This is a genomic window from Serratia sp. M24T3 (genome assembly GCF_000257645.1).
In the GTDB taxonomy this organism is placed as follows: domain Bacteria; phylum Pseudomonadota; class Gammaproteobacteria; order Enterobacterales; family Enterobacteriaceae; genus Rouxiella.
The window spans coordinates 26,082-47,223 of record NZ_AJHJ01000007.1 but is presented as its reverse complement, the minus strand read 5'-3'; the positions used below and the strand labels follow the sequence as shown (position 1 = coordinate 47,223).

Genomic DNA, 21,142 nt, shown 5'->3' with positions numbered 1-21,142 from the left:
ATTGGAGAAAACATGTCGCCATTGCCTTTAAAGGACCCAACACTTTACCGCCAGCAGGCGTGTATCGCCGGTAGTTGGGTCGATGCAAACAGCAAAGAAACAATAGAAGTGGTTAACCCTTCTACATCTGAAGTTATCGCTTTGGTTCCAGCAATGGGCGAAATAGATACTCGTGCAGCCATTACAGCCGCTGAAAACGTGCGCATCAGTTTCGCCGAAACGCCGGCAGCAGATCGTGCCGCGATGCTCGAAAAATGGTATCAGCTGATTTTGGACAACACTGAAGACTTGGCCGTATTAATGACTGCCGAGCAGGGCAAGTCGCTGGAAGAGGCGCGCGGTGAAGTGCGCTACGGTGCCAGTTTTGTTAAATGGTTTGCCGAAGAAGCAAGGCGTATTTATGGAGAAACCATTCCCGCGCCGACTCGTGACCGCCGCATTTTGGTGTTGAAACAGCCGGTAGGTATTGCTGCTGCGATTACGCCGTGGAATTTTCCGATAGCGATGATCACCCGTAAATGTGCTCCCGCTATCGCCGCAGGTTGTCCGATTATTGTCAAACCTTCTGACCTGACGCCGCTTTGCGCGCTGGCGCTGGCCGAGCTGGCCTCGCGTGCGGGAATTCCCGCCGGTGTACTGCAAGTCGTGACCGGCATGCCGCAGGGTATTGGCGCAGAATTGACCAGCAATCCGCTGGTGCGCAAGCTGTCGTTTACCGGTTCCACCCGCGTCGGCCAATTGCTGATGCGCCAGTGTGCAGATTCTGTTAAGCGGCTGAGTTTTGAGTTAGGCGGCAATGCGCCGTTTATTGTCTTTGATGATGCGGATATCGAGTTGGCGATTGCCGGCGTAATGGTGAGTAAATTCCGCAATGGCGGCCAGACCTGTGTTTGTGCCAACCGCATTTTGGTACAGCGCGGTATTTACGACAAGTTTGCCGCACGTTTGGTAGAAGAAACTAACAAACTGAAAGTTGGAGACGGTTTTGCGGCTGGAACGCAAATCGGACCGTTGATTAATAAAGCCGCGGTTGAAAAGGTCAATCGACATATCGATGATGCATTAAGCCAGGGCGCTCGTCTGCTGACCGGCGGTATCGCCGAAAGTGGTAATAATTTTGCCCAGCCTACGGTTCTGGCCGATGTCACCGCCAAGATGCTTATCGCCAATGAAGAAACTTTTGGTCCCGTTGCGCCATTATTTTGTTTTGATGATGAGCAGCAGGCGATTGATTTAGCCAATGCTACGCCATTTGGTTTAGCGGCCTATTTCTTTACCGAAAATTTACGTCGTTCATGGCGAGTCGCCGAGAAACTTGAATTTGGCATGGTAGGTTTGAATACCGGTTCTGTTTCTTTAGAAATAGCCCCATTCGGCGGGGTTAAACTCTCGGGAATAGGGCGCGAAGGGGCTAAGGCAGGTATCGAAGAATATTTAGAAATGAAGTCATTTCATATTGGCGGGCTGGATTAATTTCTAAAGTTAAATATTCCTCGATCAGCAGAAATTTTATCGTACTTAAGCTGATAAACGGCTACCTCACAATAGGTAGCCGTTTTTTTTGGGGTCGCGAATTTTTCTGCCATATCAATGACTCAAGACCTTTATCTGAGGTGCTTTCTAAGTGCAATACTATTAAATCCATATTAAATAGTGGGTTAGGTAAATAGGCTTAATCACTCGTGGTTATTTTGGTGCATCAGTAACCGTGATATTCATTCTTTTGGTGCAAAAAAACGTTCTCTGGGGCTTCAGATAATATTTAAAAACGGATTTATGAACTTTTACCCTCTGCTACGGCATAAAACGTTTTTTGGACCGCGGATTCCGCATTTTCCGTTTTTAATAATATGGCACGCTTTATGCTTATTAGTATCAGAGAAATTATTTATTGTGGCTTGCACGGCAGTCGGGGAAATTAATACGCGAACAAAGTATTAATTTTCTTCATAGCGTTGAATATGCAGATTTTGATCGATAAATAATCGTCAAAGCATTGCCTGCTTATTTAATGGTCGTTTTTATTGGCAGGTCATAAATATTTTCCGACCCTTTATCCGTATTGAATGAGGAATTGTTGATCATGTTGAGTTTTGATCCTGAAAAAGTGCCTTTACCTGCCGGGCACCTGATTGGCGGCAAAATCATCGCCGGTAACGGCGAACGTATCAGCGTTAACCGTCCGTCTGACGGGCAATTCCTTGGCGAAATCCCCGACGGCGACGCCGAGCTGGTTAATCTGGCGGTCACCAACGCCCATCAGTCCTGGCTCGAAAGCGGCTGGGGAACACGCCCTCCGCGCGAACGTGGCAAAGTGCTGCGCCGCTGGGCGGACTTGATTGAACAAAACGCCGTGGCGCTGGGCCAGCTTGAGGCGATCGGCTCAACGCGTCCTATCTATGACGTGGTGAATCACGAAATCCCGTTCACTGCCGAAGCTATTCGTTTTTACGCCGAGTGCTGTGACAAATACAGCGGTGACGTGCTGCCGACTCGCGCAAACAGCCTCGGCATGTTGGTACCGGAACCGTATGGCGTGATTGGCGCGATTACCCCATGGAATTTTCCGCTGTCGATGGCTTCGTGGAAATTAGGTCCGGCGCTGGCAGCAGGAAATGCCGTGGTGTTGAAACCTTCTGAATTGACCCCGTTTTCCAGCGTGATGTTAGCGGAACTGGCGATTGAGGCCGGGCTGCCGGCCGGGGTGCTGAACATTGTGCAGGGGCGCGGTTTGAGCTGCGGCAGCGCGTTAGTCAATCATCCGTTGGTGCGCAAAATTTCCTTTACCGGCTCGACGGCTACCGGCGCGCAAATCATGAGCCAGGCGGCGCTAAACGGCATGAAACCGGTCACTCTGGAACTGGGTGGCAAAAGCCCGCAGCTGGTGTTCGACGATGCCGGTGATATCGACGTGGTTGCCGGACGAATTTTCCGTGGCTTTACCGCCAACGGCGGACAGGCCTGCGTAGCCGGAACGCGTTTAGTGGTGCAGTCCGGCATTGCCGATGCGCTTGTCGCCAAACTGGTTGCGCTTTGCGAAGGCGTCGAAGCGGGCAATACCTGGAACAGCGCTTGCCGCTATGCGCCAATCATCGACGCTCGTCAGGCAAACAAAATCCAATCCATTGTTCAAGCGGCTATTAACGAGGGCGCACAGCTGCTGACCGGTGGCGAATTCTTCGCCAATACCGACGCCGGATATTTCTTCAAACCGACGCTGCTGGCCGGTGTCGGTGCCGAATCTGCCGCCGTGCAGGAAGAAATTTTTGGACCGGTGCTGACCATTCAAACCTTTGAAACTGAAGAACAGGGGCTAGCGCTGGCCGACCACGCGATTTACGGATTGGCTGCCGGAGTTCACACCCTGAATATCGACCGGGCGCTGCGTGCCATGCGTCGGCTGGCGGCCGGAACCGTTTGGATCAACCGCTACGGCCGTTCCGGAGACTTTATTATCCCAACCGGCGGTTTTAACGGGTCCGGTATTGGTAAAGATTTAGGCCGTCAGGCGTTCGAAGCCTGCCTGCGTTATAAAAGTGTACTGATTGATTTTTAATACTTTCTACTACTTTTCAACACACGAAAACACTATCGGAGAAGGGGATTATCATGGCGGTATTCAAACCTAAGTTCATTACTTTCGACTGCTACGGCACGCTGATTAATTTCGACATGGCCGGAGCGGCAAGCGCTATTTTTGCTGACCGCGTCAGCGCAGACCAGATGCTGGCATTCACCACCGATTTTGCGCGTTACCGCATGGATGAAGTGCTGGGCGCGTGGAAACCTTACGGCGACGTAGTTTGCCAGGCGATGATTCGCACCTGCAAAAAATGGGGCGTGGAATATAAAGACAGCGATGGTGCCGGGATCATGGAAGCCTGTGCGACCTGGGGTCCTCATCCAGACGTCCCTGCCGGACTGGCGAAAGTCGCCAAAGAGTTCCCGCTGGTGCTGCTTTCCAACACCATGAACGACCTTATCACTCATCACGTACCGCGCCTTGGCGCACCTATCCACCGCGTGTTTACCGCCGAGCAGGCACAGTCCTACAAGCCAAGAATGCGCGGCTTTGAATACATGCTCGATGAGCTGGGCTGTGGTCCGGAAGATATTCTGCACGTTTCTTCCAGCCTGCGTTATGACCTGATGACCTGCCACGATATGGGCATCAAAAACAAGGTTTGGGTGAACCGTGGGCACGATCCTGCCAACCCGGCTTATGGCTACACAGAAATCAAGGATATTGGCGGACTGCCGGGCGTCGTCGGGCTGTAAGTCGAATCGAGTTGTGAAGAATGGATAGAGCAAGGCAGGCGGTACATAGATTAGTCACTGGATGAGGCACAGGCATGAAACTTGAATCATTTTGGCAGGCAACAGCACCGGTTTTCAGCGGCGCGGCAGCGGGAGAACTCCCGAAAAAGGCCGAGGTTGTGGTGGTCGGCGGTGGATTTACCGGGCTGTCGGCGGCCTATAACCTGGCGAAAGCCGGGGTCGATGTGGTGGTGCTGGAGGCCGGTGAGGTGCTGAGTCAGGCATCCGGTCGCAACGGCGGCCACTGCAACACTGGCGTCGCGCAGAACTTTGCCTCTCTGGTAGAAAGTATCGGCCTGGAACAAGCCTCTATTTATTACCATGCCTACACCGATGCCGTGGAATACGTGCAGTCGATTATTAAAGATGAAGCCATCGACTGCGATTTTATTCGCACCGGCAAACTCAAACTGGCCAGCAAGGCCAAGCATTTTCCTTCGCTGGTCAAGACCTATGAACTGCTAAAACGCACCGTCGACAGCAACGTCGAATTAATTGAAGCGGCGCATATCCGCGATGAAATCGGCTCCGACGCCTTCCACGGTGGCCTGCTGCAAAAAGGCGGCGGCCAGATGCACATGGGTAAGTTTGGCATCGGCCTGGCTCAGGCGGCAGTAGCCAGCGGCGCGGTTATCCATGCCCACACTGCGGTTACAGGCTTGCAGCAGATCGACGGTCATCGTTATCGAGTCAGCACCGCACGCGGCGAAATTGAAGCCGGGCGCGTCCTGCTGGCGACCGGCACCTCCGACAAAGGGCCTTTCTCCTGGTTCCAGCGTCGCATCGTGCCCGTAGGCAGCTTTATTATCGCCACCGCCCCGTTGACGCCGGCCCAGCTGAAGCAGGCGTTTATCAATAATCGCACCTATGTGACCTCACTCAATATTGGCAACTATTTCCGCACTACCGCTGATAACCGACTGATTTTCGGCGGCCGTGCGCGTTTCGCCATCAGTAGCCCAACTTCCGACGCGCGCAGCGGTGCAGTACTGAGATCGGGACTGCGTGAATTGTTCCCGCAAATTGCCGATGTCGATATCGATTATTGCTGGGGCGGACTGGTGGATATGACCGCCGATCGCCTGCCGCGCGCCGGTGAACACGAGGGACTGTTTTACTCGATGGGCTACAGCGGACACGGCACGCAGATGTCGGTGTACATGGGCAAAGTGATGGCGGCATTGGTTACCGGAAAACCGGTCAGTAATCCTTGGCAGCGCAGCAATTGGGCCGCGATGCCTGGATACTTTGGCAAACCCTGGTTCTTGCCAGTGGCGGGCCTGTATTACAAAGCCAAAGACAAGGTGTCGTAAGTCAGCGGCAAAGCATAATTCATTAACATCCATGGCTTTTTTCGGTAAATACCGCATTCGGGGAGATTTCAATGAGTAAATTTCGTAAAGAATCAGGTCCAGCCACACCGAAGTCTGCTGCAACAGCGCTGAATTCTGGCCTGCCAGAGATCAACGTTTCACGTCGCGGCGTGATGAAAATGTTTTCAGCCGGTGCCGCACTAACCACCGGCATTATCAGCCTGCCAAACAGCGCCTGGGCTGCCGAAGCCACGCCGGTTAAAGGCGGGAAACTGCGCGCTGCGGCGGCCAACTCGTCCGCTGCCGATACGTTGGACCCTGCCAAGGGCAACAACAGCGGCGATTATATGCGCCAGTACATGTTTTACAGCGGTCTTACCGAGTTGGACACCAAGCTTGTCCCGCAGATGGGGCTGGCTGAATCCATCAGCAGCAGTGACGGTGTCACTTGGAGCATTAAACTGCGTCAGGGGGTGACCTTCCACGACGGTAAATCGTTGACCGCTCAAGACGTGGTTTACTCGTTGTCGCGCCATAAAGATCCCGCCGTCGCCTCCACTGCCATCTCGTTGGCCAAACAGTTTACCAGCGTGAAAGCCGTGGGACTGATGGAAGTTGAAATCATACTCGCTCAGGCCAACTTCGACCTGCCGTCGATTCTGGGCACGCCAGCTTTCCTAATCCTGCAGGACGGCACTAAAGATTTCAGCAAAGCCATCGGCACCGGCCCCTATACCTGCAAGGAATTTTCCCCCGGCACCCGCACCGTGGGCGAGCGCAACAAGAATTTCTGGAAACCAGGCCTGCCGCATCTTGATGAAGTCGAGCTGCTGGGAGTGACCGATCAGGCCGGGCGCGTCAATGCGCTGCTCTCCGGTGAGCTACATTTTGTTTCGACTATCAGTTCCCGCGATGTAAAACGCATTAACGGTTCCGGTTCTTGTTCGGTGCTGGAAAGTAAATCCGGGATGTACAGCGATTTGATCCTGCGTCAGGACGCGGCGATCACCAGCAATCCTGATTTCGTCCTGGCGATGAAATATTTGCAACCGCGCGAGACCCTGCTGAAAACGGCGGTTCAGGGCTTTGGCACCGTAGCCAATGACCATCCGGTTCCACCTTGGCACCCGTATTTCAACAAGGACCTGCCGCAGCGCCCTAACGATCTCGACAAAGCCAGGTTTTACCTCAAGAAGTCAGGTCTGGTGAAGCCGAGTCTGGAAATCGTGACCACCGATAACATCGAAGGGGCGATTGAAGGCGCGCAGTTCCTGCAACAGTTGGGATCGCAGGTCGGTATGAACCTGAAAGTGCGTCGCGTGCCTTATGACGGTTACTGGTCGCAACACTGGATGAAACACCCGATTTCCTACGGCTCGGTCAACCCGCGTCCGACGCTGGACCTGCTGTTTAGCCAGTTTTATAAATCCGACGCGCCGTGGAACGAGTCCGGCTGGAAAAATGCCCAGTTTGATCAGCTGGTTACTGCGGCACGCGGTGAGCGCGATCAGGCTAAGCGCAAGCAGATGTACGGCGATATGCAAGAACTGGTCTATAACCACTGCGGAACCATTATTCCTTTGTTTATCAGTTCATTGGATGGCTACAGCAACAAGGTCAAAGGGGTAGAGTCTTATCCGTCGGGCATGATGATGGGCTATCGCTTCACTGAGCTTGTCTGGCTATCAGCATAATCCGGAGGTAGTCATGAATCAGCTTATCCTGTTACTTATTCTTCGTCGTATTGGTTCGGGCATTTTGACGCTGTTTATCGTTTCGGCGCTGGTATTTATTATCACCAGCATGTTGCCGGGCGATGCGGCACAGCAGCTGCTGGGACAGGCGGCCACGCCGGAAACGGTTGCCGCTCTGCGTAAAGAGCTAGGCCTGAATCTGCCGATTTGGCAGCGCTATTTTGAGTGGCTTGGCGGCATGTTGCACGGCGATTTTGGAACGTCGTTTGCCAACAATATGCCGGTCACCAAACTGGTCGCCCAGCGTATTCCCGCCACTTTTGAGCTGGCCGGGATTACCACGCTGGTGTCAGTGCCGCTGGCATTGATTATCGGGATTACGGCGGCGATGAAACGGGGTTCGCTGATTGACCGCATCCTGGTGGTAGGCACCATGTCGGTGGTGGCCGTGCCAGAATTCCTGGTGGCAACTGTCTCGGTAATGGTGTTTGCGGTGCATCTGCACTGGTTCCCGGCGATGTCGCTGGGTTCCACCAATCAGGATTTTCTTGGCTACCTGCAGGCCTATGCGCTGCCGGTATTTACCCTGTGCTGCGTGCTGGTGGCGCAAATGGCGCGCATGACACGTTCGGCGATTATCAACCAGCTCGACAGTTCTTATCTTGAAATGACGCTGCTCAAGGGCGTCCGCCCGCTGCGGGCCGTGTTGCGCCACGCCTTGCCCAACGCCGTAGGGCCGATTGCCAATGCTATCTCGCTGAGCCTTTCCTACCTGTTTGGCGGCGTCATTATTATCGAAACTATTTTCAGCTATCCGGGGCTTGCCAGTCAGATGGTCGATGCGGTGAGCAACCGCGACCTGCCCATCGTGCAGCTGTGCGTGATGCTGTTCAGCGGCTGTTATCTTCTGCTGCTGTTGATGGCCGATATCGCCACCATTGCCTTTAATCCGAAGCTGAAACAATAAGTTATTTACCAGAGGGGACTCAGTGATGCGTAGAACTGTCATGGTGTTAAAAACGACTCTGAACTTCTGGCGTTCGTTATCCACTACCGGCCGCGTTGGCCTGGTGATTTCTCTATTTTGGCTATGCATGGCGCTGTTTGGCGGCTGGCTTGCGCCGTACAGCATAGAAGATATTGCCGGCGGCGGTATTAACGAAGGTTTTAGTCGCGCCTTCCTGCTCGGCACGGATTATCTCGGGCGCGACATGCTGACCCGCGTGCTTTACGGCGCGCGTTACTCGATTGGACTGGCACTTTCCGCTGCAATTCTGGCCAGCGTACTTGGCACCGTGCTCGCGTTGGTCGCCGCAATGTCAGGTAAATGGATCGAAGAACTTTTAGGCCGTATCAATGACGCGATGCTGATTATGCCCGGCAAGATCATGGCGCTGCTGATGGTGGCGGTGTTCGGCTCTTCACTGCCGATGCTGATCCTCACCGCGGTAATCAGCTATTGGCCCGGCGCTTTTCGTATCGCCTACGCCATGGCCTCCAATCTGCGCTCGATGGAATACGTGCAGGCGGCGCACCTGCGCGGCGAGAGTAAAGTTTATATCGCGCTGACGGATGTGCTGCCCAATATGCTGCATCCGATGTTGACCGATTTTGGCCTGCGCTTCGTTTACATTGTGCTGCTACTCAGCGGTCTGAGTTTCCTTGGCCTGGGCGTGCAACCGCCTTACGCCGACTGGGGCACGCTGGTGCACGAAAACCTGCAGGCGCTGTTTGACGGCTCGCCGTCGGTGCTGGTTCCGGCCGTGGCGATTGCCAGTCTCACTATTGGCGTGAACTTGTTTATTGACAGCCTGCAGTCTCGGCGCGTGATTCGACTCGAACTGGAAGAGGAGGCGGCATGAATACATTTCCCATTAATTCACAGCCGGGTATCAAGGATATGACACAGGCCACGCAGAATCAGGCTCCGGTGGTGGTTAACGTCAGCCAGCTGGAAGTGCAGGCGAAAAACGACAGCGACGAGATAATTACTCTCGTTTCAGACATCAGTTTCGAGGTGCGAAAGGGCGAAGTGCTGGCGCTGATTGGCGAGTCCGGTTCCGGCAAAACCACTATCGCGCTGGCGCTAATGGGCTATGCGCGTCACGGATGTAAAATAAGTCACGGCCAGCTAGACATTGTGGGCACGGACGTGACGAAACTTTCGTCGCGCCAGCTTAGCGAGTTTCGCGGTTCGAAAGTGGCCTATATTGCACAAAGCGCAGCGGCCTCGTTTAATCCGGCCATGAGATTAATGGATCAGGTCATCGAACCGGTGTTGATTCATCACACCATGAAACGCGCTGATGCCGAGAAAAAAGCCGTTGACCTGTTCCGTGAGATGGCACTGCCGTCGCCGGAAACCATCGGCAATCGCTATCCGCATCAGGTTTCGGGCGGGCAGCTACAGCGCGTGATGGCCGCAATGGCGCTGATTGGCGATCCTGAAGTCGTGATTCTTGACGAGCCAACTACCGCGCTGGACGTGACCACGCAGCTTGAAGTGCTGAAAACTTTTCGTCGCGTAGTCAAGCAACGCGGCACCACGGCGATTTACGTCAGCCACGATTTAGCGGTAGTGGCGCAGATGGCCGACAAGATTCTGGTGTTATTAAAAGGCCAGATTGCCGAGTACGGCACCACGGAAGCACTGCTGCAACGACCAGAATCGCCTTATACCCGCAGTTTGCTTGCCGCAGCGCAGCATAAACCGCGCGTTAGTCCATGGCAGCCGGAAGAGGCTCCGGTTAAATGTTTGCTGGAAGTCCGTGAACTTTCTGCCGGTTATGGTCCATTGGATGCCAACGGCAAGCCAAAAATCAGCATCCTGCAAGACATTAATTTCAAACTTTATCCCGGACAGGCGATCGGCATTATTGGTGAATCCGGTTCCGGTAAAACGACGTTGGCGCGAGCAATTGCCGGCATGATTGCTCCGAGCGAAGGTTATATTCTTTTTAACGACAGTTATCTGAAAGGCGATATGTCAGCTCGCAGTCCTGACGAGCTGCGCCGCGTGCAGTTTGTATTCCAGATGGCCGATACCGCGCTAAACCCGAGCCAGACAATCGCGACTATCCTGAAACGCCCGCTGGTGTTTTTCCACGGCCTGCGCGGCAAGGCGCTGGATGCTCGACTGAAACAACTACTGGATCTCGTCCGTTTGCCACACAGCATTCTGCATCGCAAACCTTCAGGACTGTCGGGCGGTCAAAAGCAGCGCGTCAATCTGGCGCGCGCGCTGGCGGCAGAGCCTGATCTGATACTTTGTGACGAGGTCACTTCTGCGCTGGATTCCGTAGTCGCTGCTGCCGTTTTGGATCTTATTTCCGAACTGCGCCGCGAGCTGAATGTGTCGTTCCTGTTTATTAGCCATGATTTGCACGCTGTGCGCTCGGTTTGCGACGATATTATCGTGATTAATAACGGCAAAGTTGCGACCCAGGTCAGCCGTGAAGATTACGATAAAACCTCTAGCAGCCTTTACTACGAGCGGCTGAAAAGAGCGGTGCCGGAGCTGCGTCAGGGTTGGCTTGAGGAGCAGGATGCCGAGCAGGCAGAATAAGCGATGTAAATTTGTTCAATATTACGCTTGAAAGTAGGCAGTAAATAACTTCTATTGAATTAATCCTTTGCACCAAGTTATACGATTTATAAGGAACAGCAGTCGATGCCAGCACCGATCAGGTTTGTACAAGACAGTCATTTATTTCCCGATGCAGTTGACGTGGTGGTTATTGGCGGAGGCATTGCCGGTGCTGCTACCGCTTACGAACTGGCGCGCAAGGGCGTTTCGGTGGTTTTACTCGAGAAAGGCCTGATTGGCGCGGAGCAGTCGAGCCGCAACTGGGGCTGGTGCCGCCAGCAGAATCGCGATGAGCGCGAGTTACCGCTCTCGATCCACGCGCTGCAACGTTGGAAAGAATTAAAACAGGAAACAGGCGAAGAGCTGGGTTTCCGCAATACCGGCCTGGTGTATGCGACCAAAAAGCAGGAAGAGATTGACGCCTGGGAAAAATGGGGCCAGATGGCGAAAAATTACGGCATGCATAGCGAAATTCTTACCGCTGCGCGGGCCAAAGAGCTGACGGCGGGCAGCGTATCGACCTGGCTCGGCGGCGTATATTCCCCGACTGACGGCCACGCCGAACCTTCACTTGCCGCACCGGGTCTGGCAATTGCCGCCCAAAAGCTCGGCGCACTGGTGTTTCAGTATTGTGCCGTGCGCGGGCTGGATGTTTCCGCTGGTCGGGTTAGCGGCGTGTGGACCGAACGCGGGCTGATTCGCGCCAGCTCGGTGGTGGTGGCGGGCGGGGCGTGGAGCTCAATGTTCTGTCGTCGCCACGGCATTGACCTGCCGCTGGGCAACGTGATTGGCACTGCGATGCGCACCGCGCCTATCGAACAGGTGATCAAGATGCCGCTGTATACCGAAGGTTTCGCCTGCCGCCCGCAGCTCGACGGTAGCTACACGCTGTCAGTTTCTGGACGTGGAAGGGTGGCCATCGGTCCACAAGGTTTGCGTTATGCCAAGAAGTTTTATCCGACCTTTCAGGCGCGGCGAAAAAATCTCAAAGTACATTTCAGTCCCGGCGCGTTTATCGAAGGCCCGGAAGCCATGGGGTCATGGGAATTTGATGGCCGATCGCCATTTGAAAAAGTGCGCGTGCTTGACCCTGAGCCGGACCACGCTATGGTGCAAGAGGGTATTGAAGCCATGCGCCGCGAATATCCGGCACTTGGCGCAGTAAAAGTGGTGCAGTCGTGGGGCGGGATGATAGACAGCACGCCGGACGCAGTGCCGGTGATTTCCAGCGTTGATAAACTGCCAGGACTGTTTATTTCAGCCGGGTACAGCGCACACGGTTTCGGCATTGGTCCGGGCGCGGGCAGTCTGATGTCTGATTTGGTAACCGACAGCGCGCCAGTGGTTGACCCTACGCCTTTCCGCCTTGACCGCTTCAGCGACGGCAGCGATATCAAAAAACCGGGGATGATGTAAATGACTGAGCAGTCTGCAAAAATTTTGCCAGAAATTATTTTACGTGAAATGACAGCCGCCGATTTAACGGCGTGCCACGGATTATCTCAGGCGGTGTCCTGGTCGCATCGTGTCGAAGACTGGCAGCTGGCTTTTCACTGTGGCAAAGGCTGGGTAGCCGAGTCCGCCGGTCAAGTGTTGGGCAGCGCGATTTACTGGCGGTGGGGCAGCGAGTCCGCGACGCTGGGGCTGGTTATTGTCAGCCCGGACTGTCAGGGGCGCGGTGTGGGCAAAGCATTGCTTAACACGCTTATCGCTAAGCTTGACGGCAGCAAAATTCGCCTGCACGCCACGCCTGAAGGCAAGCCGTTGTATGAGAAGCTCGGTTTTGTCACTACGGGCGGTATTCGCCAGCAGCAGAGCCGCGAACTGCCTGTAATTACTGCTCCAGAGCTGGAAAATAACTGTCGTTTTCGCCCATTGTGCGTGGAGGATGTCAATACGCTGAGCGAGCTGGATACGTTGTCGAGCGGCATGCGGCGTCCGGCGCTGTATCAGGCGCTGTTGGACCCGCAGAGCCCGTTTTGCATGGAAAAAGGCCTGCTGTTGACGCGCGACGACAAGCCCGCCGGTTTCGCGCTGCTGCGCAAGTTTGGCCGTGGCTATAACATCGGGCCGGTGATTGCCGCCAGCCTTGACGATGCCAAGGCGTTGATTCAACAGCTGTTGAGTGAAAGCAGCGGGAAATTCATGCGCCTTGACGTCGAGGCAGAGTCCGGATTGGCAGAGTGGCTGGAAACGCTGGGATTACCCTGTGTTGACCGCCCAACTACGATGTACAAAGACGGCCATCCTCCTGTTTCCGCCGGGGGTTGGTGCAACTTCGTGCTGGCAACGCAGGCGCTGGCCTAAGGCTAAGTTCGGGAGCAAACGTGAAAACCCTTCTCTATAAATCGGACCCTGCACGCGGCAAAGTATGGCAAAAAATTCTGGCAGAAATTGCGCCGGAATATCGTTTTATTCAGTGGAATGATTTGGATTTCAGCGACGGTGATCCTGCAATTTTCGCTGAGGTCGATTTTCTGGTGTCTTGGATACCGCCGGAAAACCTGGCCGATCGTTTTCCAAATTTGAAAGTTTTATTCTCGGTAGCTGCCGGTGTCGATCATTTTGATTTACGCCAGTTGCCTGCGTCTTTGCCGGTGGTGAGAATGGTCGAACCCGGCCTGACGCAGGGCATGGTGGAGTATGTTACTTTTGCCGCACTGGCGCTGCATCGCGATATTCCGCAGTATTTACAGCAGCAAAAACAGCAGCTTTGGCAGAGTCATCCGTTGCTCGGCGCCGCTAAACGACGCATTGGCGTTTTAGGGCTGGGCGAATTGGGTCAGGCTACACTTAAGATGCTGAATAATTTCGGCTTTGAGTGCCACGGCTGGAGCCGTTCCGGCAATGCGCCTGAAGGAGTGACGGGCTGGGCGGGCGTCGAGCAACTGGGTGAATTTTTGTCGCACAGTGATATTCTGGTTTGCCTACTGCCGCTGACCGAGCAAACGCGCGGAATGCTCAATGCCGAGCTGTTTGCTCAACTGCCAAAAGGGGCTGGCCTGATTCAGGTGGGGCGCGGACAACAGCTGGTCGCCGAAGATTTGCTCGTCGCACTGGATAGCGGGCAGTTGCGCGCGGCGGTGCTCGACGTTTTCGATCCCGAACCCTTACCGGCGGGAGAGGCGCTGTGGCAGCATCCGCAAGTGTGGATCACGCCGCATATCGCCAGTCAGACTCAGCCAGAAACCGCAGTGACCGCGCTGCTGGCCAATCTGCAGCGGTTTGCTCAAGGACAGCCAATGCATGGTGAAATAGATAAAACCAAGGGGTATTGATATGAGCAGTATTGCCGCCACTGGCGACGAGTCATTAATCGCAGAAATACTTTCCCGACTGACTGATATTCGCCGCGATTTGCACGCCCATCCCGAGCTGGGATTCGAGGTTCATCGCACCGCAAAAGTGGTGGCAGAATTTTTGCGTGAATTGGGTATTGAAGTGCATGAAGGCATCGGCCAAACCGGCGTGGTGGGCGTATTACGCAAGGGAACCGGGGGGAAAAGCGTTGGGCTGCGTGCCGATATGGACGCGTTGCCGATTGTCGAGCAAGGCACGCCGGACTATATCAGCCAGAATCCCGGCGTCATGCACGCCTGCGGCCATGACGGACATACCACCATGCTGCTCGGCGCGGCGTGGCTATTATCTAAAACCGCTGATTTTGACGGCACGGTAAACTTTATCTTCCAGCCCGCCGAAGAGGGGCAGGCCGGGGCTAAAGCGATGATCGATGACGGATTATTTCGCCGCTTCCCCTGTGACAGCGTATTTGCGGTACACAACTGGCCAGAACTGGCAGAGGGCGTAGCGCAGACACGTCCAGGGCCGATTATGGCGGCAGCTGACCGGTTTGATATTCGCGTTTTCGGCGGAGGTGGCCACGCGGCGCAGCCTCACCTGTCACCAGATACGATGCTGGCGACCAGCGAGCTGGTGGTGCAGCTGAATACTATCGTTTCGCGCTGCATCGACCCGACTGATCCGGCGTTGCTGACTGTTACGCAGGTGCAGGGCGGATTCTCGCATAACATGATCCCGGCGGAAGCCAAAATCACCGGCACGGTGCGCAGTTTTGACCTGCGCGCGCAGGACATTATCGAAGCCAGCCTGCGCCGTATCGCAGAACACGTTCCCGCCGCGCACGGCCTCGACGCCGACGTGAAATATCACCGCTACTATCCGGCGACCATCAATACACCGGAAGAAGCCGAAGTTGCGCTGAAAGCCGCCCGCGCTGCCGGACTGGATGCCAGCGTGGCCCCGAAACCGGCGCTGACCTCGGAAGATTTCTCGTTTATGTTGCAGGAAAAACCGGGCGCTTATCTGTGGCTTGGGCAAGGCGACGGCAGCGCGAAACCACTCGCCCCGCTGCATCACCCGCGCTATGACTTCAATGACAACATCATTACTCACGGCGTGCGCTGGTTTGCCGAGGTAGTCAGGTGTCAATTGGGGGCTTAATCTCTCGAATTTCCCGTTTTACTATCCGTTCAATCCGGCAGCATGAGTTGCCGGTTTTACTGCTGAACTCTCTGCTTGATTCTCGTTCGCCGCCTCCTCAGTAATCAGGTTTACTCAATTCACTTTAAAAGCGTCGTAAATTCAAAGCTCTTCTGTCAAAAACGCCCTTTTTGTTAAAATTATAACATTTTGACATCAGCGGTATTAACTCGTTAAGCCCCGTACAACGTAATCTCAAGAGTGGGATTGATGTCACGCATTTAACATTCAACCGCTGTTATTGTTATTTCTACAACATTTATAGAGTTAATTTTACAGGGGAGATGTGATGGAAATTGCCGTCATTGGTTCAAACATGGTTGATCTGATTACTTACACCAATTCGATGCCTAAAGCCGGAGAGACGCTGGAAGCGCCGGACTTCGCGCTGGGCTGTGGGGGAAAGGGGGCCAATCAGGCCGTTGCCGCTGCCAAACTGGGTGCCAAAGTCATGATGGTCAGCAAGGTGGGGGAAGATTTATTTGCTGAAAATACGGTAAAGAATCTGCAGCAATTTGGCATTGATACGCGCTATGTCACGGTCGCAGCGGGAACTTCCAGCGGCGTAGCGCCAATTTTTGTCGACGATCAGTCGCAAAACCGCATTTTGATTATCAAAGGGGCAAACGCAAAGCTGGCTCCGGCTGATATTGATGCCGCCGCCGAGGCGCTAAAAGCCTGTCGTCTTATCGTCTTGCAGTTGGAAATCCCGCTGCCGACGGTGTATTACGCCATCGATTTTGCCCGCAGGCATGGCATTCCCGTGATCCTCAATCCGGCACCTGCGGTCGCCGACCTTGATATCGACTATGCCTGCCAGTGTGAGTTCTTTATGCCCAACGAAACCGAGCTGGAGATCCTCACCGGTTTACCCACGGCGACGGAAGAAGAAGTGCTAAGGGCAGGGCGTATGCTGCTGGGACGCGGCTTGAAAAACTTGATTATTACTCTGGGCAACCGTGGTTCGGTGTGGATGCAAGGTGATCAAATTCATCGTGTCAGCCCAACTCCGGTGCAGGCGGTGGATACCAGTGGCGCGGGCGATGCCTTTATTGGCTGCTTCGCCCATTACCTGGTCAAAGATGGCGATATTGCCACAGCCATGCAGTCGGCTTCCGCCTATGCCGCCTGCAGCGTTACCCAACGGGGAACTCAACTGTCTTACCCCGATGCCGATACTTTTCATGGTTTTCTCACTGCTAACTGAGGATTCATCATGCACCAGAACATCATTCAACAACCCGATGGCTATTTGAACAAGACGCCACTGCTGCAGTTTATTCTGCTGTCTTGCCTGTTCCCGCTGTGGGGATGCGCCGCCAGCCTCAATGATATTTTGATCACCCAGTTTAAAAGTGTTTTCGAGCTTAGTGACTTTGCCAGCGCGCTGGTGCAAAGCGCGTTCTACGGCGGCTATTTTCTGATTGCCATCCCGGCTTCGCTGGTTATCCGCAGCAGTAGCTACAAGATTGCTATCTTGCTTGGGCTGGCGCTGTACATTGTCGGCTGCGTGCTGTTTTACCCGGCTTCACACATGGCGACTTACACCATGTTTCTGGCGGCAATTTTTGCGATTGCCATCGGCCTGAGCTTTCTTGAAACCGCGGCCAACACTTACAGTTCAATGATTGGTCACCGCGATTACGCCACGCTGCGCCTGAACATCAGTCAGACCTTCTACCCTGTTGGCGCGCTGATGGGCATTGTGCTGGGTAAATATCTGGTGTTTCAGGACGGTGATAGCCTGCACAGCCAGATGGCAGGTCTCAACGCAGAACAGTTGCATCAGTTTCGCCTGACGATGCTGGAGCATACGCTGGCACCTTACAAATATCTGGTGATGGTTCTGGTTGTGGTCATGGTGCTGTTCCTGATGACGCGCTATCCGCGCTGCAAGCCGAAGAGTGCCGAGAAAAAGCTGCCGAGTCTGGGGGAAACCTTCAGTTATCTGGCGAAAAATCGTCACTTTAAACGCGGCATTATTACTCAGTTTATCTATGTCGGCATGCAGGTTGCCGTGTGGTCATTCACCATTCGTCTCGCCCTGAATCTGGGGGCAGTTAACGAGCGCCACGCCTCCAACTTTATGATTTATGGCTTTATCTGCTTCTTTATCGGCAAGTTTGTCGCCAATTTCCTGATGACCCGGTTCCGCGCCGAAAAAGTGCTGATTGCTTATTCGATCATCGGCGTTGCCACGCTGCTTTATGTGATGTTTGTACCCAACTTCACGGCAGTCTATGCGGCAGTCTTCGTCAGCGTGCTCTTCGGACCCTGCTGGGCGACCATTTATGCCGGCACGCTGTCGACCGTTGATAATAAATACACAGAAGTAGCAGGCGCATTTATCGTGATGGCTATCGTTGGTGCCGCCTTTGTACCTGCATTGCAGGGACTGGTTTCTGACCGCACCGGCTCTATGCAGCTGGCGTTTGGCGTATCGCTGCTGTGCTTCGCCTGGGTTGGTTTTTACTTCTGGGGCGAGCTGCGTCATAAAAAACAGCCCGCAACCCAGGGAAATCTGGCCGGGGAAGCACAATGAAAACCACTATACCGTTGACCACGGCGATGTTTACCGACACGCCGCGGGTGTTGTTGACTAACGATAAATTTAAGGTCGAGCTATTTCGATATCCTTGTGGAATTGAAGCCGTAAAGCTGAACAATAGCCGTGGAACCGTGACTGTGTTGCCGTATTACGGGCAGATTGTCTGGGATGCCACCTTTGATGGTCGTTCATTGACTATGGGTAGCGGCTTTAAGCAGCCACTGCCCGGTAAGGATATTGTCGATACTTACGGCTGTTTTGCCTTTCACTCAGGCTTGCTGGCTAATGGATGTCCGGCTGCGGAAGATACTCATCCATTGCACGGCGAAATGGCCTGCGCTCGCATGGACAGCGCCTGGCTGGAACTCGACGAACAGGGTGTTTCACTGCGCGGCGAAGTGGAATATATCAAAGGTTTTGGGCACCATTATCGGGCTAATCCGGCAGTCACTCTATTGGCGGACCGGCCTCGGCTGTGTATCGAGATGGCGGTGACTAATCTTTCAGGCAACGCGATGCCGCTTCAGTATATGTGTCATATGAACTATGCCTGGGTGGCCGACGGCGTGTTTGCCCAAACGATTCCTGACGAGGCTTTCAGGCTGCGGACCTCAATTCCGGGACACGTCCACCCAACGCCGAAATGGCTCGATTATACCCGCGGGCTTGAGGCGGAACCGACCCGCTTTGATGGGATGAATCGTCCAGAAATGTGCGATCCTGAAATTGTGTTTTTTGCCGATAACCTGCCGCAGTATGGCGAAAAGGTCAGTTTCAGTATTTCCTCGCCATTAGGCTATGGTTTCAGCACGCTGTTTGATACTCGCCAGTTCAGTCACGCCACGCGTTGGATATTGAATAATGCCGATCAGCAGGTTGCGGCATTCGTTCTGCCTGCCACCTGTCGCCCGGAAGGCTTTCTTGCAGCGCAGCAAGCAGGGACCTTGCTGCAATTGGCCGCCGGTGAATCGCGCTTATTTAGCGTGGAAACCGGCATGATTGAGATTTAAAGATACCTCCTGCGCTGTCAGCGCCTAATTACCGCATGATATTTTTTCTGAACCGTCATTACGGCACGAAATAAAGCGGTGTATTGAGATACTGATTCAAATTCTGACAGCGCCCGAATTAACCGGATGAGGTATAGCAATGCACAATGTATTAAGCACACAACCTGTGACTGAAGATGATATCGACTGGCTTGCGCTGCGTGAACAACATGTTCCACGCGGAGTAGTGACAGCACATAGCCTGGTGGTCGCCAAGGCCAAAGGCTCGGAAGTGTGGAGTGACGACGGTCGTCGCTATCTCGATTTTGTAGGCGGCATCGGCGTATTAAACGTTGGGCACAATCATCCTGAAGTAGTTAAAGCCGTTCAGCGTCAGCTGGAAAATGTTTCTCACGCCTGTTTCCAGGTCGTGGCTTACCCTCCTTATATTGAATTGGCAAAACGCTTAAATAAATTAGTTGGCAAAGGCGAGCATTATAAGTCAGTGCTGTTTACCTCGGGTGCCGAGGCGGTAGAAAATGCCGTGAAGATCGCCCGTTCTTATACTAATCGTTCCGGCGTGATTGTATTTGACGGCGCGTTCCACGGTCGAACGTTATTAGGTTGTGCGCTTACCGGCATGAGCCAGCCTTATAAGCAGAATTTTGGACCTTTCCCCGGCGATATTTATCGTATCCCTTATCCTAATGCGTTCCACGGTATTACGCCGGAAGACTCCCTGAAAGCGCTGGATACTTTATTTGCCACGCAGACTTTGCCCGATCGCGTTGCGGCTATTTTAATTGAGCCGGTGCAGGGCGACGGCGGTTTCCTGCCAGCGCCAAAAGCCTTTATGCAGGCCTTGCGCGAGTTGACCGAGCGCCACGGCATTCTGTTAATCTGTGATGAAGTGCAAACCGGCTTTGGTCGCACCGGCAAAATGTTCGGTTTCCAGCATCTGGATATTACTCCTGACTTGATAACCGTAGCGAAAAGTCTTGGCGGTGGATTGCCTATTTCTGGCGTTGTGGGCAAAGCAGAAATCATGGATTCGCCAACCCCAGGCGGCCTCGGCGGTACTTACGGCGGCAACGCGCTGGCCTGTGCTGCGGCATTGGCGGTGCTCGACGTGCTGGAAAACGAGCGTTTACTTGAACGTTCTGTCGAGCTTGGCAAACAGCTGGAAAGCCGTCTGCGCCAACTGGCTGAAAAATATGCCTGTATCGGTGATGTTCGCGGCGTTGGCTTTATGCAGGCGGTAGAAATCGTTGATTACGATACCGGCAAACCGGACGCGGCCCTGACTGAAAAGATCCTTAACTGCGCCTGCGAAGAAGGGCTGCTGTTAATTAAATGCGGGCTGTATCGCAACACGATTCGTTTCCTGGCACCGCTGGTGACCACCGATGCGCAGCTTGAAGAAGCCATGCATATCTTTGATATCGCACTGGCGCGTGGAACTGGCCGTCTCGACTAATATTTTCCCCTGAAATTTCATAGGGTTTTGTTACAAAACAGGCTAATGAACTCTCTGCGTCTGGCTCTGGTGTTTACCCATAAAACCGTGGTATATCCTAGTAATGGTTTTATGACATTCAGGGTCGAATCAGGCGCAGAGGGAAACCTGCTCTTTATTCCGGGTCGACGCTCAAGAAGACAGTGAGGTGCTATGAACGGCTTTTTAAAACTTGATCGTATCGACATCAATATACTGGTTCAACTGCAAAAAGACGGTCGCATCAGCAACGTCAATTTGGCCGATGCGGTGGGGTTATCACCAAGTCCCTGCCTGCAGCGGGTAAAACGGCTGGAAAGTGCTGGCTATATAACCGGTTACGAGGCTCACGTTAACCTGCCAAAAATCACCGATTCTGTCACCGTATTCACCGAGGTAACCCTGCAGGGACACCGCCGCGAAGAGTTTTCAAAATTCGAAAACTGTATCCGTGAATATGACGAACTGATTGAATGCCATCTCATCACTGGCGGCTATGACTACCTGCTGCGTTTCATCACTCGCAGCATCGAACACTATCAGGAAGTCATAGAATCTTTATTGGATAAGAACATTGGTATCGACAAGTATTTTAGCTACATCGTGATCAAATCCCCGATTATTAAAAGCAGCGTTCCACTGCGCACGTTGCTTACCCAGCAGATGCAAAATACCAATTAACCTCATCTTTTTCTCA

At 53.7% G+C, this 21,142-nt stretch carries 17 protein-coding genes; all 17 read left to right on the top strand.

What is annotated here, in order from left to right:
• Window positions 1–12 precede the first annotated feature (12 nt).
• The gene (locus tag SPM24T3_RS08035) at window positions 13–1,473 is read left to right on the top strand and encodes an NAD-dependent succinate-semialdehyde dehydrogenase (protein ID WP_037377947.1); all 1,461 of its coding nucleotides are present in this window, start codon (window positions 13–15) and stop codon (window positions 1,471–1,473) included.
• A gap of 610 nt (window positions 1,474–2,083) precedes the next feature.
• Entirely contained in the window at window positions 2,084–3,556 is a 1,473-nt protein-coding gene (locus tag SPM24T3_RS08030) for an aldehyde dehydrogenase (RefSeq protein ID WP_009636235.1), read from the top strand.
• A gap of 53 nt (window positions 3,557–3,609) precedes the next feature.
• Complete coding sequence (locus tag SPM24T3_RS08025; protein WP_009636234.1) at window positions 3,610–4,278, top strand: haloacid dehalogenase type II; 669 nt, start codon at window positions 3,610–3,612, stop codon at window positions 4,276–4,278.
• A gap of 74 nt (window positions 4,279–4,352) precedes the next feature.
• Window positions 4,353–5,630 carry an FAD-binding oxidoreductase gene (locus SPM24T3_RS08020; RefSeq protein ID WP_009636232.1) on the top strand — a complete coding sequence of 426 codons (1,278 nt, stop codon included), beginning with the start codon at window positions 4,353–4,355 and terminating at the stop codon, window positions 5,628–5,630.
• A gap of 71 nt (window positions 5,631–5,701) precedes the next feature.
• Window positions 5,702–7,324, top strand: coding sequence for an ABC transporter substrate-binding protein (locus SPM24T3_RS08015; RefSeq protein ID WP_009636231.1), 1,623 nt, complete (start codon window positions 5,702–5,704; stop codon window positions 7,322–7,324).
• A gap of 13 nt (window positions 7,325–7,337) precedes the next feature.
• The gene (locus SPM24T3_RS08010) at window positions 7,338–8,291 is read left to right on the top strand and encodes an ABC transporter permease (protein ID WP_009636230.1); all 954 of its coding nucleotides are present in this window, start codon (window positions 7,338–7,340) and stop codon (window positions 8,289–8,291) included.
• Between the two features lie 25 nt (window positions 8,292–8,316).
• The gene (locus SPM24T3_RS08005) at window positions 8,317–9,186 is read left to right on the top strand and encodes an ABC transporter permease (RefSeq protein WP_009636229.1); all 870 of its coding nucleotides are present in this window, start codon (window positions 8,317–8,319) and stop codon (window positions 9,184–9,186) included.
• Window positions 9,183–10,889 (top strand): ABC transporter ATP-binding protein, encoded by a 1,707-nt coding sequence (locus SPM24T3_RS08000; RefSeq protein WP_009636228.1) that lies wholly within the window; start codon window positions 9,183–9,185, stop codon window positions 10,887–10,889. The genes SPM24T3_RS08005 and SPM24T3_RS08000 overlap by 4 nt, the downstream gene beginning before the upstream one ends.
• Window positions 10,890–10,994: 105 nt before the next feature.
• Window positions 10,995–12,326: an FAD-binding oxidoreductase gene (locus SPM24T3_RS07995; RefSeq protein ID WP_009636227.1), complete on the top strand. Its 1,332-nt coding sequence runs from the start codon at window positions 10,995–10,997 to the stop codon at window positions 12,324–12,326.
• The gene (locus SPM24T3_RS07990; protein ID WP_009636226.1) at window positions 12,327–13,217 is read left to right on the top strand and encodes a GNAT family N-acetyltransferase; all 891 of its coding nucleotides are present in this window, start codon (window positions 12,327–12,329) and stop codon (window positions 13,215–13,217) included. It abuts the gene before it with no gap.
• Between the two features lie 20 nt (window positions 13,218–13,237).
• Entirely contained in the window at window positions 13,238–14,188 is a 951-nt protein-coding gene (locus SPM24T3_RS07985) for a glyoxylate/hydroxypyruvate reductase A (RefSeq protein WP_009636225.1), read from the top strand.
• A gap of 1 nt (window position 14,189) precedes the next feature.
• Window positions 14,190–15,374, top strand: coding sequence for a M20 aminoacylase family protein (locus SPM24T3_RS07980; protein WP_009636224.1), 1,185 nt, complete (start codon window positions 14,190–14,192; stop codon window positions 15,372–15,374).
• A gap of 328 nt (window positions 15,375–15,702) precedes the next feature.
• The gene (rbsK, locus tag SPM24T3_RS07975; protein ID WP_009636223.1) at window positions 15,703–16,620 is read left to right on the top strand and encodes a ribokinase; all 918 of its coding nucleotides are present in this window, start codon (window positions 15,703–15,705) and stop codon (window positions 16,618–16,620) included.
• Window positions 16,621–16,629: 9 nt separating this feature from the next.
• Window positions 16,630–17,955, top strand: coding sequence for an L-fucose:H+ symporter permease (gene fucP, locus SPM24T3_RS07970; RefSeq protein WP_009636222.1), 1,326 nt, complete (start codon window positions 16,630–16,632; stop codon window positions 17,953–17,955).
• Complete coding sequence (locus SPM24T3_RS07965) at window positions 17,952–18,971, top strand: aldose 1-epimerase family protein (protein WP_009636221.1); 1,020 nt, start codon at window positions 17,952–17,954, stop codon at window positions 18,969–18,971. The genes fucP and SPM24T3_RS07965 overlap by 4 nt, the downstream gene beginning before the upstream one ends.
• A 139-nt stretch (window positions 18,972–19,110) precedes the next feature.
• Window positions 19,111–20,427, top strand: coding sequence for a 4-aminobutyrate--2-oxoglutarate transaminase (gene gabT, locus SPM24T3_RS07960; RefSeq protein ID WP_009636220.1), 1,317 nt, complete (start codon window positions 19,111–19,113; stop codon window positions 20,425–20,427).
• Window positions 20,428–20,619: 192 nt separating this feature from the next.
• Window positions 20,620–21,126: an Lrp/AsnC family transcriptional regulator gene (locus tag SPM24T3_RS07955; protein WP_009636219.1), complete on the top strand. Its 507-nt coding sequence runs from the start codon at window positions 20,620–20,622 to the stop codon at window positions 21,124–21,126.
• The last annotated feature ends 16 nt before the right edge of the window (window positions 21,127–21,142 follow it).